Origin of the sequence: Rothia sp. HMSC072E10 (genome assembly GCF_001813965.1) — a bacterium.
GTDB lineage: Bacteria > Actinomycetota > Actinomycetes > Actinomycetales > Micrococcaceae > Rothia > Rothia mucilaginosa_A.
In genome coordinates this window covers 1-15,598 of sequence record NZ_KV814480.1, presented here as the reverse complement: position 1 = coordinate 15,598, position 15,598 = coordinate 1, and the positions used below count along the sequence as shown (strand labels likewise).

Here is a 15,598-nt window from a genome sequence, read left to right as displayed (position 1 = left end):
TAGTCTTGACTCACCAAACCAACATTTGCCAACATGTTGTATTTACTCTCAGAAGAAGCACCCTTATACGTTATGCTCCCCTGGGCAATTGGTGTAATTCCAAGAATTGCATTTATTAGCGTTGTTTTTCCCGCGCCCGAGGCGCCAACTACTGCAATCATTTGATTATTCATCAGCTCAAGATTAATATCTTTAAGCGCAAAAGACGACGCGCCCTCATACTGAACGGATACATCTTTGCATATAATTTTTGAAATATTTTCACGGTTAGGGTTAGAAGTTTTTATCTCAGAAGCATGGTCGTAAGTATCAGAGTCGCATACCCTTCGGAATTGCTGAACAGATAATGCTCCATTAATAATCTGGCCGAATGAATATCCCACCTCTTGGGTCGCGTTAACACAGGCAATGATTCCAATCAGCGATCCGGCCACATACGATATATCGGCGCCTGAATCCACAAGGAAGTACAGGGACGCAAAGAGTAAGACAGAGCAAAGTAGCCCGGCAACCATGGAGACGATTCCTCTAACACTTTCAAGGCTCAATTCCCTACCGGCTGCCCGGCGTCGCCAGGACGCTACGCGTTGCGAGAAAAATCGGGAGGCTCTCATGAGGTGAAGTTCTTGGGCGCGACTTTGAGCCATCAGATTGTCTAGATAGTAGTTCTCTACCCGATAGTCCTCGTACATTAGGGTGTATATAGCGTAATCACGTTTAGCGAGGATTACCATTGCAATAGATAGAGGTAGTGAACACAGCGCCGCAAAAATTGCTGCCACAATGCTGACGTTCGCAATATTAAGACAGAGGAGGAAAACCATCGCAAAGGCACTCACCAGTGTCATAACTGACATGGTGTGAACCTGCAATTCCTGTTTCGATATTGCCTCTCTAGCAGCACGTATATCTTCCTGTGATTTTGTGCTACCTATATCAGATAACGGAAATGTAGATAACCTGGTATTTAACATGCGGTGAACCCGATAGTTCATCTTTGATTTGAGGATAAGCATGTTACTTATTACCCAGCGTTGAGCAATGATATTAATTCCGACAACAAGGGCAAGAGCAATAATATAAATCCATGCTGCGCCACCATTTGAACCGCTCAAGGCTGATACTGTATTACCGATTAGCAGGGACTGGCTCAAGGGAATGCAGGCGATGATGGCTAGCGATAGGGCAGTGCTCACTAGGGTCGCGGGACAGGTTTTCCAGGCTAGGCGGAAGGACCAGAGTATAGAGGAAAATAGATTTTTCATTCTCACCACGCTCACAAAGTCATATTGAACTCATCTTTGAGCCCTGAAACTCCTCGATGAGCGGACATTGAAACACTACCCGTGCCTCACTAACTAACTCTACTCTTCAATGAAATATAAAACACACATATTCGTGCGTGTCCAAGAATATTAAGCAGATATATCTGTGATATTTTCGGCATTCAGGGGTCAGCCGACAGCCCTACCCGCAACGCCCCCAGCCCCCCTCGTCATAGTCGGTCATATTAAGTTCATATTTCGGTGACTCGTCATCTCTCGACATATTGGGTCATCATCCCCCGAAGTTCTTGCGCACCCTCCAAAACGCCCGGTACAGTGAAGGCGTTATCTATCAAGAGCGACCGAGAGATCTGGCTCGTCGACGTCGCAGCAACCTCGCCAGTATCCCCCACCGTCACGGTGCAGGGTGCGGACAAGGTGCTCCCGCCAGAACCGATAGAGAAGAATACCCTTCGGCACCCCTTGATGATGCGCACCCGCAAACCGGTGGCGCGCATCCTGCAGAAGAATTCGCGCACCCTTACGGTGCGTATCTATCGGGTGAACACGAAGGATGGTTATGACGACAGTTCACCCGGCTCTTTCTTTTGAGCTGTTCCCTCCGCGCTCACACGCAAGCTGTGAGTCGCTGATTCGCACCATTGCGGAGCTTGAGGGTACCAACCCCGACTACGTTTCGGTCACCTATTCCGGTGACGCGAAGCGCCGTCAGAAGACGCTGGCGCTGCTCGACTACCTGGTGCACGAAACCTCCCTCACCCCCCTGGCACACCTGATTTGTGCAGGCCACTCGGTGCACGAGCTGGAGCGTGCGGTCCGCCTGATTCTGGGTCTGGGCGTGCGCGGTTTCCTGGCGCTGCGCGGTGACGTGCAGGAAGGTCAGGTTTCGGAGCTTCCCTTCGCCCGCTACCTGGTCGAGCTGATTCGCCGCGTTGAGCGTGAAGACTTCGCCCACTTGGCGGCAGGTAAGGTGTCCATCGGCGTGGCGGCGTACCCGCAGAAGCACCCCGAGTCCGCATCCCTGCTGCAGGATATTGAGATTCTGCTGTCGAAGCAGCGTGCCGGCGCGGATTTCGCTATCACCCAGGTGTTCTTCGAGGATGAGCGCTACAGTGCCCTGGTCGATTCGGCTCGCCTGGCGGGTGTGGACATCCCGATTATTCCGGGCATCATGCCGGTGACCTCCCTGAAGCGCCTGCAGAACCTCTGCCAGATGGCGGGCATGTCGGTTCCGGCGGATCTGGCGTACGCCCTGGAGACGGCAACCAGCAGCGCAGAGCTGCACCGCATCGGCGTGGACTACGCACTGAACCAGTGCCGCGCCGTGATGGATGCGGGCGCACCGGGCCTGCACTTCTTCACCTTCAACGAGCATGCCGCGGTGCTGGACGTTCTGGACCAGCTGGACCTGCCCCGATACAGCAACCGTTTCTCCCAGCCCCTGAGCGAGCTGGAATTCGCCTAAACGCGACCCGCTCCGCCCGGCGCGGATGCGCCACCCAAGTTTCCCCCAAAGTACCCCGGGAGCGTCCCGCGGATCTCGGCCCCATCGACGGGGCCGGCAGGGCCCGCTGATTCTCCCATTTCTATCCCCAGTAAAGGAATATGCACTATGTCTAACGTTGCTTTCCCCGCCGCAACTATTGTTGGTTACCCCCGCGTGGGCCGCTTCCGTGAGCTGAAGAAGGCTCAGGAGGCTTTCTGGAAGGGCAAGACCACCCTGCAGGAGCTGCAGGATACCGCCGCTGACGTGCAGCGCACCTACTTTGAGCGCGTGACCGCCGCGGGCCTGAAGGCTGACAACTACTCGATTCCGGCGACCTTCTCCTACTACGACCAGGTGCTCGACGTTGTTCGCCTGTTCACCCTGGTTCCCGAGCGTCTGGCCGAGGCTAAGGATGCACGCGGCCTGCTGGATCTGCCCGGCTACTTCGCCCTGGCGCGCGGTACCGAGACCCTGCCTCCTCTGGAGATGACCAAGTGGTTCGACACCAACTACCACTACCTGGTGCCCGAGATTGGTGCCGGCACCGAGATTAAGCTGAACCTTGAGGCTATTGACGAGCAGCTCGAGGTCGCAAAGCAGGCTGGCGTGAAGGTTCGTCCGCAGATTGTTGGCCCGCTGACCCTGCTGCTGGGCGCTAAGGCTGAGCAGGGTTCCGCCGAGGACTTCGCACCCATCGACCGCTTGGACGAGTTCGTTGCCGCTTACGCTCAGGTGCTGGAGCAGCTGGCTGAGCGCGGTGTTGAGTGGGTTCAGCTGGACGAGCCGGGCCTGACCGTGGACCGTGCCGACAACGCGAAGGTTGCCGAGCTGGCCGAGCGCACCTACCGCGCCCTGGCCGCCGCCGAGAAGCGCCCGCAGATTCTGGTGACCAGCCCCTACGGTTCCCTGCGTGAGAACCTGCCGGCACTGCTGGGTACCGGTGTTGAGGCCCTGCATCTTGACCTGGTGCACGGCGTGTACTCGAAGGCTGAGCTTGAGTCTGTTTCTGCCGCCGGCGTGCACCTGGTTGCCGGTGTTGTGAACGGCCGTAACGTGTGGCGTGCTGATGTTCGTGCCGCGCTGAAGACCCTGGAGGCGCTGCCCGGCGCATCCGAGGGTGCCGTGTCGGTGTCCTCCTCGACCTCCCTGCAGCACGTGCCGCACGACCTGGCTCTGGAAGACCCCGCCGAGGTTCCCGTGGACGGCCTGGCCTTCGCCGACCAGAAGGTCGCTGAGATTGCACTGCTGGCTCGTGGCCTGGCCGAGGGTGAGGCCGCTGTTGAGCCCGAGCTGAAGGCTGCTGATGAGGCGCTGGCTCGCTTCGCCGCCGACCCGCGCAAGCACAACGACGAGATTCGTGCCCGCGCCGCAGCTGTGACCGCCGAGGACTTCGACCGTCCGACCATTGACGTTCGCCATGCGGCTCAGGCTGACCTGAACCTGCCGAAGCTGCCGACCACCACCATCGGTTCCTTCCCCCAGACCGCTGAGATTCGCCGCCGCCGTGCGGAGGCTCGTGCGGGCAAGATTTCCGCTGAGGAGCTGAACGGCTTCCTGCGTGACGAGATTGCCTCGGTCATCAAGCTGCAGGAGGAGCTGGGTCTGGACGTGCTGGTTCACGGTGAGGCTGAGCGTAACGACATGGTTCAGTACTTCGCCGAGAACTTCGACGGCTTCGCAACCACCCGCCACGGCTGGGTTCAGTCCTACGGTTCGCGTTGCACCCGCCCCTCGATCCTGTTCGGTGACGTGAAGCGTCACGGCGAGGGCCTGCGCGGTGAGGCGTTCACCGTGCCGTGGAGCTCCCACGCACAGTCGCTGAGCGAGAAGCCCGTCAAGGGCATGCTCACCGGCCCCGTGACGATTCTGGCGTGGTCCTTCGTGCGTGACGACCAGCCGCGCCGCGAGACCGCTAACCAGGTGGCTCTGGCTCTTGCCGACGAGATTGCCGACCTGGAGGAGGCAGGCATCCGCATCATTCAGGTGGATGAGCCGGCTCTGCGCGAGCTGCTGCCCCTGCGCCGCGACGAGCAGCCGCAGTACCTGGACTGGTCGGTGAACTCCTTCCGCCTGGCAACCAGCGGCGTGAAGGACTCCACCCAGATTCACACCCACCTGTGCTACTCGGAGTTCAACGAGATTATCGACTCGATTAACGCTCTGAACGCTGACGTGACCAGCATCGAGGCCGCCCGCTCGCACATGGAGCTGCTGGCTGATATTCCGGAGAGCTTCGTTTCCGGTCTGGGCCCGGGCGTGTGGGACATCCACTCCCCGCGTGTTCCCTCGCAGGAGGAGATTGAGTCCCTGCTGAAGGCTGCGATTGGCTACGGCACCATTGCCGACCTGTGGGTGAACCCGGACTGTGGTCTGAAGACTCGTGATTACGAGGAGACCAAGCAGTCTCTGCGTCACCTGGTGGACGCCACCAAGGCGATTCGCGCTTCTCTCTAGGTTTCCCACCCGGAGAGCTTTAGGTTCCGCTGCCTGCTGCGGGTTGACCGGATGATGGTTTGCTCGCGGTGATTCGCGGTAGGTGGCGGCTGTTCGGCTTCCCGCCGGTATGCGTACCGACTGCACGCCGAACTTTTGGGGATAGATAACGGGTCCGCCCGCACGGCTTCTTCTGCACCGTGCGGGCGGACTTTTGTGTGCTCGGGGGGTGCCCGTTGCGGGTTCGTTTCGGATTTGTCCCGGGTTCGTTTCGCGGCGTCCACGTGGTTTTCGCGGCGGATTTAGGGTATAAATTACCCTAAATTTATGTGTGGTCTGACCATAACATTCTCTTGCCGTTTATTGAAAGCATTTATATTCATCGCGCGCCGCGTGGCCCCGTCTCCCGATAGGTAGATGCGCATCACAGGTATTTTCAGATTCACCGGAATTTCAAGGCAGAAACGGCTTTTAAAGAACGTGCGTTCTGAATATCTGTTCACCGTTGCAAGAATACTATGCACATATGCCCATCAAATTAGCATTTTTATAAGAATCCGTTTTTAGAATTCCAGCATGACTACTACCACTTCATCAAAGAAGAAGAAGGGTTCTGCACCCCGCTGGCTCGCTATTCCGGCACCCAAGCCCCAGCTCAGCGAAGCAGAAGTTAATGCGAAGTACCCGCGCATGCGCCTGCAGGTCTTCATGGGTATCTTCATCGGTTACGCGACCTTCTACCTGATTCGTAACAACGTCCCGCTGGTCACCCCGATTCTGACCAAGGAACTTGGCTTCAGCAACGCAGCAATTGGTGCACTGTCCACGGCACTGCTGCTGGCTTACGGCTTCAGCAAGTTCTTGACCGCAATGATTTCCGACCGCTCGAATGCTCGTCTGTTCCTGCCCATCGGCCTGGTGCTCTCGGGTATTGCAAACATTCTGCTGGCACTGACCGGCTACATGGGTGAAGGCGCGGGTGCGGCAGGCTACGGTGCCGCTATCGCCTCCATCATGGCGACCATCATGGTCTTCAACGGTGTCTTCCAGGGCATGGGTTGGCCGCCCTCGGGCCGTGTGCTCGTGAACTGGTTCTCCACCAGCGAGCGCGGCACGAAGGTTTCCTGGTGGAACACCGCCCACAACGTTGGTGGTGCGCTGTCCGGCCTGCTGGTGGCCTGGGGCTTCTCCATGTTCGGCAAGACCTGGGAAGTTGCCTTCTGGTTCCCGGCTGTTATCAGCTTCGTTCTGGCGTTCGTCGCATGGCTGCTGATTCGTGACAACCCCGAGGCTGAGGGTCTGCCCACCGTTGACGTGTACCGCAACGACCCGCACAAGGTTGAGTCCACCGCTGAGGATCGTGCGGAGTCCACTTGGACCACCATCCGTAAGCACGTGCTGACCAACTCGACCATGGTGTACCTGGCTCTGGCAAACGTGTTCGTGTACACCCTGCGTTACGGTGTGCTGGTGTGGGCGCCGAAGTACCTGCACGATGTGCGCCACACCTCCCTTGAGGGCGGTATTGCGGGCTTCTCGATTCTGGAGCTTGCCGGCATTGGTGGCACCGTGCTGTGCGGTTACGTTTCTGACCGCATGTTCAAGGGTCGCCGCTCCCCCGCGGGTATCCTGTTCCTGATTGCGACCGTTGGCGCGATTCTGCTGTACTGGCTGCCTTCTTCGGATGCGCCGCTGTGGATTGCGTACGTTGCGTTGGCTCTGATTGGTGGCCTGATTTACGGCCCGGTCATGCTGATTGGTCTGCAGGCTATTGACCTGTCCCCCTCGCACGTTGCGGGTACCGCTGCGGGCTTCACCGGCCTGTTCGGTTACGCACTGGGTGCAACCCTGGCTTCTGCCGGTATCGGCATTATTGTTGACCACTGGGGTTGGAGCACCGCGTTCGTCTTCATGATTGTGTGCTCGGGTCTGGCCGTGCTGTTCCTCTGGCTGGTTAACGGTGCTGAGAAGCGTCTGATGGCTGAGCGTGCAGAGAAGCTGGCGGCTCAGGCTTAAGCGAATAGTGCTTCTTCTTTCCTGAACTGCTCGGCGGTTCGGGGGTAGATGTTAACCCGCCTGTACGGTTGTGTGACCGTGCGGGCGGGTTTTCTGCGTCCTGGGAGGGCTACCGCCTTCTCTGCCACCCGCGTAGCCCGCTGAGGAGCGGCAAAATGCCCCTGAGAAGCGCCTGTACCGGTGAGCCAGCATCTGGGTGCCGTGCCGGGCATCCTGTGGCTTGGGGGCGTAAGAACATAGAATGGAACCATGACTACTAACTCTGGAATCACTAAAGAATGGGTGGATGAAACCGTCAAGCCGGGCGACGATTTCTTCCGCCACGTCAACGGTAAGTGGCTTGCTACCCACGAAATCCCGGCGGACCGCCCCAAGGACGGCGGCCTGTACACCCTCCGCGATAACGCAGAGAAGCACGTGCGTGAGCTGGTGGAGAAGATTGCGAAGGAGCAGCCGGAGTCCCGCATCGGCGCGCTGTACAACTCCTTCATGGATGTTGAGAAGATTGAGGCGGACGGCCTGGAGCCGCTGCTGAAGGAAATCGCCCCGATTCTGAACTCGGCAACCCCTTCCCACCTGGCTGTGACCTTGGCGCTGCTGTCTCGTGCGGGTCTGCCGCAGCTGTTCGCCTGGTACACCAGCAACGACCCGAAGGACCCGAAGAACTACACGTTCTTCCTGTACCAGTCGGGTCTGGGTCTGCCGGATGAATCCTACTACCGTGAAGAGAAGCACGAGCAGGCGTGCGCGGCGTATGTTGAGCATATTGCCCGCATGTTCCAGCTGACCGGTCTGGCTGAGGGCTTCGGTCTGACTCCGGAGCAGGCGGCTCAGCTGGTGTTCACTCACGAGTCGGAGCTGGCTCGCCTGCACTGGAACGTTGTGGAGAACCGCGACGCGGAGGCAACCTACAACCCGTACCAGGCGACCGAGCTGGACGAGAAGTTCCCCGGCTTCCCGTTCTCGCAGTGGCTGCTGGCGCTCGGCACAGACCCGGAGACCCTGGGTCAGGTTATTGTGGGCCAGCCGTCCTTCTTTGAGGGTGCGGCGAAGCTGTTCACTTCCATCCCGCTGATGAGCTGGAAGCTGTGGGCTGTGTGGACTGTTCTGCGTTCGCGTGCGCCGTTCATGTACGACGAGCTGGTTCAGGAAAGCTTCAACTTCTACGGCAAGACCCTTTCCGGTACCCAGCAGATTCGTGAGCGCTGGAAGCGCGGCGTGGGCGCTGTCGAGAAGGCTCTGGGTGAAGAGATCGGCCAGGAGTACGTGGCTGTGCACTTCCCGCCCTCGCACAAGGAGAAGATGCTGGTTCTGGTCGGCAACCTCCTTGAGGCGTACCGCGAGTCCATTGAGTCGCTGGACTGGATGACTGAGGCAACCCGTCAGAAGGCGCTGGAGAAGCTGTCGAAGTTCGTCACCAAGATCGGTTACCCCGATAAGTGGCGTGACTTCTCCGCCCTGGAGCTGGTGCCCGGTGACCTGTTTGAGAACCTGCGCCGTACCGGTGCGTTTGATGCTGACTGGCTGATTGCCCGTAAGGGTCAGCCGGTGGATAAGTCGGAGTGGCTGATGACTCCGCAGACCGTGAACGCGTACTACATGCCGCCGGCGAATGAGATTGTGTTCCCGGCAGCGATTCTGCAGCCGCCGTACTTCAACCCGGATGCTGATGATGCGGCGAACTACGGCAATATCGGCATGATTATCGGCCACGAGATTGGTCACGGTTTTGACGATCAGGGTTCCCGCTATGACGGCGACGGCAAGCTGGAGAGCTGGTGGACTGAGGAGGATTACGCGAAGTTCAAGGAGCGTACCGCAGCCCTGGTGGAGCAGTATAACGCGTACGTTCCGGTGGGTCTGGACGAGAAGTTCCACGTGAACGGTGAGCTGACTCTGGGCGAGAACATTGGTGACCTGTCGGGCATGTCGATTGCGTTGAAGGCGTACCGCCTGGCGCTGAAGAAGCAGGGTATTGAGTCGCTGGACGATGCACCGGTGATTGACGGCATGACCGCTATTCAGCGTTTCTTCTTCTCGAATGCTCGCGGCTGGTGCACGAAGTCCCGCCCGCAGCATGCTGAGGTGATGATTTCGGTGGATCCGCATTCGCCGGATGAGTTCCGTGTGAACGGTGTAATGCGCAATATTGATGAGTTCTATGAGGCGTTTGGTGTCTCTGAGGGCGATGCACTGTACCTGGCTCCGGAGGAGCGCGTGCGCATCTGGTAGCATCCCGATAAGTGCATATGCTTTATTGCGTATATAAGTGAGGCGCCCGCCTCGTGGTTTTCAGCCACGGGGCGGGCGCCTCTTTTCTAGAGAGCTGTGGACGCTACACGAAGGTAGGCGTCTACTGCTACTGTGCCGAGCGTTGCGTTAGATAATTTCTAGCGCAATATCCATGTGCAGCGGCTCGGTTGCATCGATGTGGTACTGGCTGTGTACCGGCGAGCCCCACGAGTCATCTCCACCAACGCCGAGCTGACCTGCCAGGATACGCAGGTAGGTGCGGTTGTTCTCAGGCAGCTCCCACTGGTGGGAAGCTTCCTCAATCTGGTAGGAGGAGTAGGGCAGGAGCGATACGTGCAGGCCCTCACCGGCAGTCTGCAGCTGGCGGACACGGAAGCCGTGGTTGCTGTCGTTCGTCACTTCAGCCCAACGGACACCCATGTGGTTGCCGCTTTCCTGAGGTACCAGGTACGGTGCGTAGTCCTGCTCGGGGGTGCTTTCCCACACGCCCAGGCGGACGCCGCTGCAACGGTCGGGGTAGGAGTCGCCGGGGCCGAGGCCGTAGTAACGCAGGTGCGAGAACTCGCCGGGCAGTGCCCATTCCAGACCGAATGCGGGCAGGGACGGTGCGTCCTTCTCGCCGGGGTAGTCGATGGTTACTCGCACGTTGCCGGTGCTCTGTGCTTCGTAGCGGACCGTAACAGCGGTGTGAGCGGGGGTTGCCAACTCGTAGGTGTAGGTCACTGCCACGCTGTCATCGCTGGGCTGCTCGACGGCAACGTTAGCGCAACGGGCGTAGCGGCCTGCGACGGTCCACTGGGCGCGTTCGAAACCGTGTCCGGCGCCGCGGTCGTTGTCGGTCAGGGGCCTGAAGGTGGTGAGCTTCGGGGGGCGAATAACGTGCTCGGTGCCGTTGTGTACCCAGGAGACGATGCCGCCCTGAGTGCGGGACAGAATAACTTCAGCCTGGTTGTTGCGCAGACCGACGTTCCAGCGGCCGACGGTCACCGTCGCATCTGCTGCGTCTTCAGCGGTGTTTGCTTCAGCCTGCGATGCGGGAATGACGTACTGACCGAAGGCAATTTCGTGTCCTGCAGGAGCCCATGCGGCGTCTTCAGTGAGCACGAGGCTGACGTCCAGGGTTACTTCTGCGTTGTCGGCAGCGTATTCTTCCAGGGGCCAGGGAATTGCCAGCTCGTGGGTGGATTCCGGGGCTACGTCGAAGAAGTAGTCTTCCTGCCACTGAGGAACGCCGTTGACCAGCAGGCTAGCCTTGAAGGTGTAGTCTGCGGTGGAGGTGAAGAGGTTGTCGTTGACGACCGTCACGCCCTTCTGGTCGGGGGTGATGCGCAGGTTGGAGTACACTGCCTTCACTTCAGCGGCCTTGGGGCTTACCTTGCGGTCGGCGAAGAGGATACCGTCACCGGAGAATTCGTAGTCGCAGGGGCGTTCGCCGAATGCGCCACCGTAGGCGAGGTATTCGGGGGCACCTTCGCTCTCACCGGGGTGCCAGAGTGCCTGGTCGATCATGTCCCAGATGAAACCGCCCTGGTAGTGGGGGTAGCGTTCCAGTGCGACGTATTCGTCGATAGCGCCGACCGAGTTGCCCATTGCGTGCATGTATTCGCACATGATGAAGGGCTTCTGGGGGTTGTTCGACAGGTACTTTTCGACGACGTCGGTGTGGGTGTACATACCGGATTCGATGTCGGTGACGTCATCAAATTCGCGGTGCCAGGTGATGCCTTCGTAGTGTACGGGGCGATTGGGGTCCAGTTCGTGGACTCGGCGGTACATGGAGCGGAATACTTCGCCGCCGTATGCTTCGTTACCGAGCGACCAGATTACTACGGAGGGGTGGTTGTAGTCGCGGCGAATCATGGATTCTACGCGGTCAACGCAGGCGCCTTCCCATTCCATGCGGGAGCCGGGGATCGTGGTCTCGGGGGTGGGGATGTCACCGGGGGTGCACCAGGAGCCGTGAGTTTCCAGGTTTGCTTCGTCAACCAGGTAGATACCGTATTCGTCGGCCAGGGCGTAGAAGCGTGAATCGTTGGGGTAGTGGCTGGTGCGAATAGCGTTGATGTTGTGCTGCTTGCAGAAGAGAATCTCTGAAGTCATGTCTTCAACGGTCAGGACGCGGCCGGTACGCGGGTGGAACTCGTGGCGGTTGACACCCTTGAAGAGGACTCGGTGACCGTTGAGGGTCATGATTCCGTTCTCGATGCGGAAGCGACGGAATCCGACGCGCTGGCTGGTGGATTCTACGGTCTTGCCGTCGTGGAGCAGGTCCACCGTCAGCGTGTAGAGAGAGGGCGATTCAGCCAACCAGGGGGAAATGCCCTCGAGAGCATCGGAGGAGATGCGCACGGATGCGTCTTCGGCGGCGACGGTACCAGACCAGATGACCTGGGTGCCGTCAAGGACGCTGGCCTGCAGGGTGTACGCCTTGATTTCTTCACCGTTGAGGGTGACGAGAGCATCCAGGTGTGCTTTGCCGGTGGGTGCGTCGTAGTCTGCTTCAACGGTGAGGGAGGCGATGCTGACTGCGGGGCGGGCTACCAGGTTCACGGCGCGGAAGAGGCCGTGGAAACGCCACGAGTCCTGGTCTTCCAGCCATGAAGCGCTCGAGTATTCGTAGCATGCGACGGTCAGGGTGTGGTTGCCTTCTGCGTCCTTGCTGACGATATCGGTGATGTCGAAGGAGGTGGTGGTGTAACCGTCTTCTGCGTAACCGACGAAGGTGCCGTCAACCCACACGTAAATTGCAGTTGCGAAGCCTTCGAAGGCGAGCGCGATGCGGCCCGATTCGCTCAGCATCTTCTTGAGGTCGCCCTCCAGGGTGAAGTGCTTGCGGTAGAGGGCTACGTGGTTCTTCTCGGGGATGTGAGGAGCTTCGGGGTTTTCGTGGCCGTCCCAGGGCATCTGGATGTTGACGTAGGCGGGGCGCCAGAGTCCCTCAGTTTCCAGGGTGGCGGGGACGGGGATGCTCTGGTAGTCGCTTTCGTCGAGGGCAGGGGCGGCGAATTCTGCGGTGGTGACGTCAATTTCTGAGGCCCATGCAGTGCGGACAGCCCACGTGCCGTTGAGGCTCTGCTGGGGGTTTGAGGAGTGATGGTCGGAGTGCGCTGCTTCCCTGTTGACAGCGTACACGGTGGGGTCATCAAGCCACGCTGCTGAGGGTGACTGGGAGGAGACTACGGGAGTCGTTTGTTCGGTGGAAGACATGTCTTCCTTCCTCTCGTATACATCTTTGTTTGGTCCCTTTAAGGATGCCGGAAGGCGTGATGATTATTGCCTACATTCTGTTTATTCTTTTCCCGCAGAACTTGGCTCTGGTCTACGTGGCACTGGTGCTGTTCTACACCCCGAACACCTTCATCCAGATGACCGCTATCTTGGCGCTGACCGACTCCATTGAGTACGGCCAGCTGAAGACCGGTCAGCGCAACGAGGCAGTTACCCTGTCCGTCCGCCCGATGCTCGACAAGATCGCTGGTGCTCTCTCTAACAGCATCGTGGGTGTGGTTGCTGTTGCTGCCGCTATGACTAACGGTGCAGATCCTAATAGCCTCACCGCGCAGAACATTCAGACGTTCAACACGGCTGCTTTCTATGTGCCACTGGCCATTATTGTGTGCTCGTTCCTCGCCTTCTTCTTCAAGGTTTCTATCTCTGAGAAGGAACACGCGAAGATTGTGAAGGAGCTTGAGGCGAAGCTTGCTTCTGCATAGGTAAAAGCAGGGTAGGTCCTTCACCGCATGAGAGAGGCGCCCGCCTCGTGGCTTGAAAACCACGGGGCGGGCGCCTTTTAGATGTAGAAGCTATGCGCTTCTAGGCTGAAGCTTTTAGGAAGCAGAAGACGAGGACGAAGAGGAAGTGCGCATGCCGGTCAGCTTCCACGCACCGTTCTCGTACACACCGTGCAGGGTGCGCTCCACATCGTTCTTACGGTCCGAATCGGAGGAGGCTTCTTCCACACGGTCCTTGCTTGCAATGAACTCGCCGCTGTCCATGGTCAGGCGGATATCCCAGTCGGAGGCGTCGCCATCACGCTCGGGCTGTGCGGTAAGCATGGTGATGGTGGCGGACGGGTCCTGCATCCAAATCTTGCCCTGCTGCAAACCAGCACCCAGGGTGCCTTCTTCGGGTTCGAGCATGTTCTTCAGCTCGGAGTTGTTAACCGCACATTCACGCAGGGGCTCGGTCTTACCGGTACGCATGTAGTACTCAATGGCGGCACCGAAGAACGCGATGGACTGATACAGACCTTCCACGCTGTTCTCGTTGGCAACGGCGGGCTTCACGGGCACGGGCGCGTTCTTAGAGGGCTCGGTGCGAGTTCCAGGCTGGTAGTCAGCAGGCTTGGAGGTGTAGCCCTCCAGGACTGCAACACCGGAGTAGTCGCTACGAACGCTCTTGGATGCCGACGCGGAAGCAGATGCGCTACCGGATGCAGACGCAGAGCCGCTGATTGCCTGGGGCTGAGCACCGCAGGCTGCGAGGAGGGTTGCGCCGCCGGTTGCTGCGAGCAGGCCGAGGGCGGATCGGCGGGTGAGGGGCTTGATCTTATTCATGGGTTCTCTCTATCCGTGGTGATGGGCGGACCGCGCGGCGGGTACGGCACGATACGCCGAAGGCGGCGCCACGAGTGTGTGGCACCGCCTCCTAGTATATGTTCCGAACACGAGGATAACCCGGTCGGGCGTTTGGTTTAGTTACCGCCGTTATCAACGATGATGACGCGCTCGCGACGGCCGTAACGGTTGTAACGGTAGGTGTAGCGGAAGGCCGGGCGGTAACGGACGGTGGGTCGGTTGTAGTAGGCCTGCGCGGGGGTGAGCAGCGCACCGAGGGCGGTTGCTGCGCCAGCACCGGCGGCGGCCAGGGCTGCGCGGCGGGTAAGCCGTGCGGACTTCTTGGAGGTCATGATTGTACCTTTCAAGGTTGGTGTTTCTGCAGAGTGAGCGGTGTTGGTACGGCGTGTGGCCGCGCCTTGAACCTTTTCTTATTCTAGAGGTTAAACGTTAAAGTTTTTGCGTACAGAGTGCACCTTCTAGTTGAGGCTTAGGGCATGTGGGCTAGTCCGCGTTTTTCCGGCGGGATTTTTGCTGAAATATTAGTTTGTCAACACGCCGCGTACGGCCCGGATTCTAGCGTTTTGCGGGGTGAATTCCGCGCACCGACGGGGGCCGATTCGCCGCTGAGCCGGCCCTTCTGACGAATGGTCGCCCAGTCTTCACCCAAGCATTGCCCCGAGTTAACTTTCTGGTCAGATACGGTGCGATAGGCTAAGGATGTGCCCGCCACCTCACCGTAGCGAGCACAATTCACCAACCACCACACAAGGACGTACATACTATGAGCGCTGCTGAAACCGGAACCCTTTGGGGACTTATCGTCGCTCTGATACCGGGCTACCGTATTAAGCTCGGCAAACCCACCTTGAATAAGAGGCAGAAGAGGCCCGTCGCGGCGTTTATTTTCTTTTGGCTTGTGACTATTCTCGGGTTTGTCGGTGCACCGATATTTCTCTTTTCGACAGGGACACACGAAGGCCTCGCGGATGAGTCACAAGCGGGGGTGGTCATTGCCGCTTTCCTGATTGGTGTCTTAGGCATAGGCCTGCTGGGTGCCATCCCTCTAAACCACTGCTACGCCTTCTACCTCGAACTGCGTGAGGACCACGTGCGGTGGCGTAATTGGCGGTGGAAGGAACGCACCTTCACCTACCCGTCCATCACGTTCGCCCACGTGGAAAACAACGGCAAGAACGGATTCCTGCGCATCGGCAGTACCGAAATGGGTAAGCGCACTTGTAGTTTTGACCCGTATCAGTTCGATGCGACGATTCTTATGGCGCAGGTGCTGTACCGTGATGATCATGGGCGTTGGGCTGAGGAGGACGGCCTGGATGTGATGAGTGTGGTGGGGATGTATGGCTCTTCGCGCGATATTTATGCCCAGTTCTACGACTTGTGCGGCACCAAGTACATCGTTGGTCAGACGAAGAGTGAGCGTCAGAAGCGCCGTCGTAGGGTTGCTCGTAGTGAGGCGCGTAATGAGGCGCGCCGCAAAAACTCATGATTTGAAGAAGTCGAAGAACTCAGGCGAGAAGAGGCGAATAGCGATGAAAAATAATGGA

The 15,598-nt window shown here is 58.7% G+C and carries 10 protein-coding genes and 1 riboswitch; of the genes, 6 read left to right on the top strand and 4 right to left on the bottom strand.

What is annotated here, in order from left to right; genetic code table 11:
• The coding region (locus tag HMPREF2944_RS00770; RefSeq protein WP_246826221.1) for an ATP-binding cassette domain-containing protein at positions 1-1,154 on the bottom strand (1,154 nt) is incomplete at its 3' end.
• A gap of 457 nt (positions 1,155-1,611) precedes the next feature.
• Positions 1,612-1,728: riboswitch (SAM riboswitch) on the top strand.
• 117 nt (positions 1,729-1,845) lie between these two features.
• On the opposite strand from HMPREF2944_RS00770, the gene HMPREF2944_RS00760 reads away from it, so the two are divergent.
• The 4 genes from HMPREF2944_RS00760 (at position 1,846) to HMPREF2944_RS00745 (ending at position 9,453) form a co-directional block, all read left to right on the top strand.
• A complete protein-coding gene (locus tag HMPREF2944_RS00760) occupies positions 1,846-2,751 on the top strand; it encodes a methylenetetrahydrofolate reductase (protein ID WP_049333826.1) in 906 nt (301 codons plus the stop codon).
• 147 nt (positions 2,752-2,898) lie between these two features.
• Positions 2,899-5,226, top strand: a complete 2,328-nt coding sequence (gene metE / locus HMPREF2944_RS00755) for a 5-methyltetrahydropteroyltriglutamate--homocysteine S-methyltransferase (RefSeq protein ID WP_070679486.1) — start codon at positions 2,899-2,901, stop codon at positions 5,224-5,226.
• Between the two features lie 555 nt (positions 5,227-5,781).
• On the top strand, positions 5,782-7,221 hold the full coding sequence (locus HMPREF2944_RS00750) for an MFS transporter (RefSeq protein WP_070679483.1): 1,440 nt from the start codon (positions 5,782-5,784) through the stop codon (positions 7,219-7,221).
• A gap of 249 nt (positions 7,222-7,470) precedes the next feature.
• Positions 7,471-9,453 (top strand): M13 family metallopeptidase, encoded by a 1,983-nt coding sequence (locus HMPREF2944_RS00745; protein WP_070679479.1) that lies wholly within the window; start codon positions 7,471-7,473, stop codon positions 9,451-9,453.
• A gap of 147 nt (positions 9,454-9,600) precedes the next feature.
• Here the strand turns inward: HMPREF2944_RS00745 and HMPREF2944_RS00740 are convergent, their stop codons facing one another.
• Positions 9,601-12,681 carry a beta-galactosidase, LacZ type gene (locus HMPREF2944_RS00740; protein ID WP_070679477.1) on the bottom strand — a complete coding sequence of 1,027 codons (3,081 nt, stop codon included), beginning with the start codon at positions 12,679-12,681 and terminating at the stop codon, positions 9,601-9,603.
• 59 nt (positions 12,682-12,740) lie between these two features.
• Between HMPREF2944_RS00740 and HMPREF2944_RS00735 the strand changes: the two genes are divergently transcribed.
• Positions 12,741-13,187 carry an MFS transporter gene (locus HMPREF2944_RS00735; RefSeq protein WP_246826222.1) on the top strand — a complete coding sequence of 149 codons (447 nt, stop codon included), beginning with the start codon at positions 12,741-12,743 and terminating at the stop codon, positions 13,185-13,187.
• Positions 13,188-13,301: 114 nt separating this feature from the next.
• Here HMPREF2944_RS00735 and HMPREF2944_RS00730 read toward each other — a convergent pair whose 3' ends face one another.
• The gene (locus HMPREF2944_RS00730; RefSeq protein ID WP_246826220.1) at positions 13,302-14,030 is read right to left on the bottom strand and encodes a DUF6318 family protein; all 729 of its coding nucleotides are present in this window, start codon (positions 14,028-14,030) and stop codon (positions 13,302-13,304) included.
• A 137-nt stretch (positions 14,031-14,167) separates the two neighbouring features.
• On the bottom strand, positions 14,168-14,383 hold the full coding sequence (locus HMPREF2944_RS00725) for a hypothetical protein (RefSeq protein WP_049333812.1): 216 nt from the start codon (positions 14,381-14,383) through the stop codon (positions 14,168-14,170).
• A 431-nt stretch (positions 14,384-14,814) separates the two neighbouring features.
• Between HMPREF2944_RS00725 and HMPREF2944_RS00720 the strand changes: the two genes are divergently transcribed.
• A complete protein-coding gene (locus tag HMPREF2944_RS00720) occupies positions 14,815-15,540 on the top strand; it encodes a cobalamin biosynthesis protein CobN (protein WP_070679475.1) in 726 nt (241 codons plus the stop codon).
• The last annotated feature ends 58 nt before the right edge of the window (positions 15,541-15,598 follow it).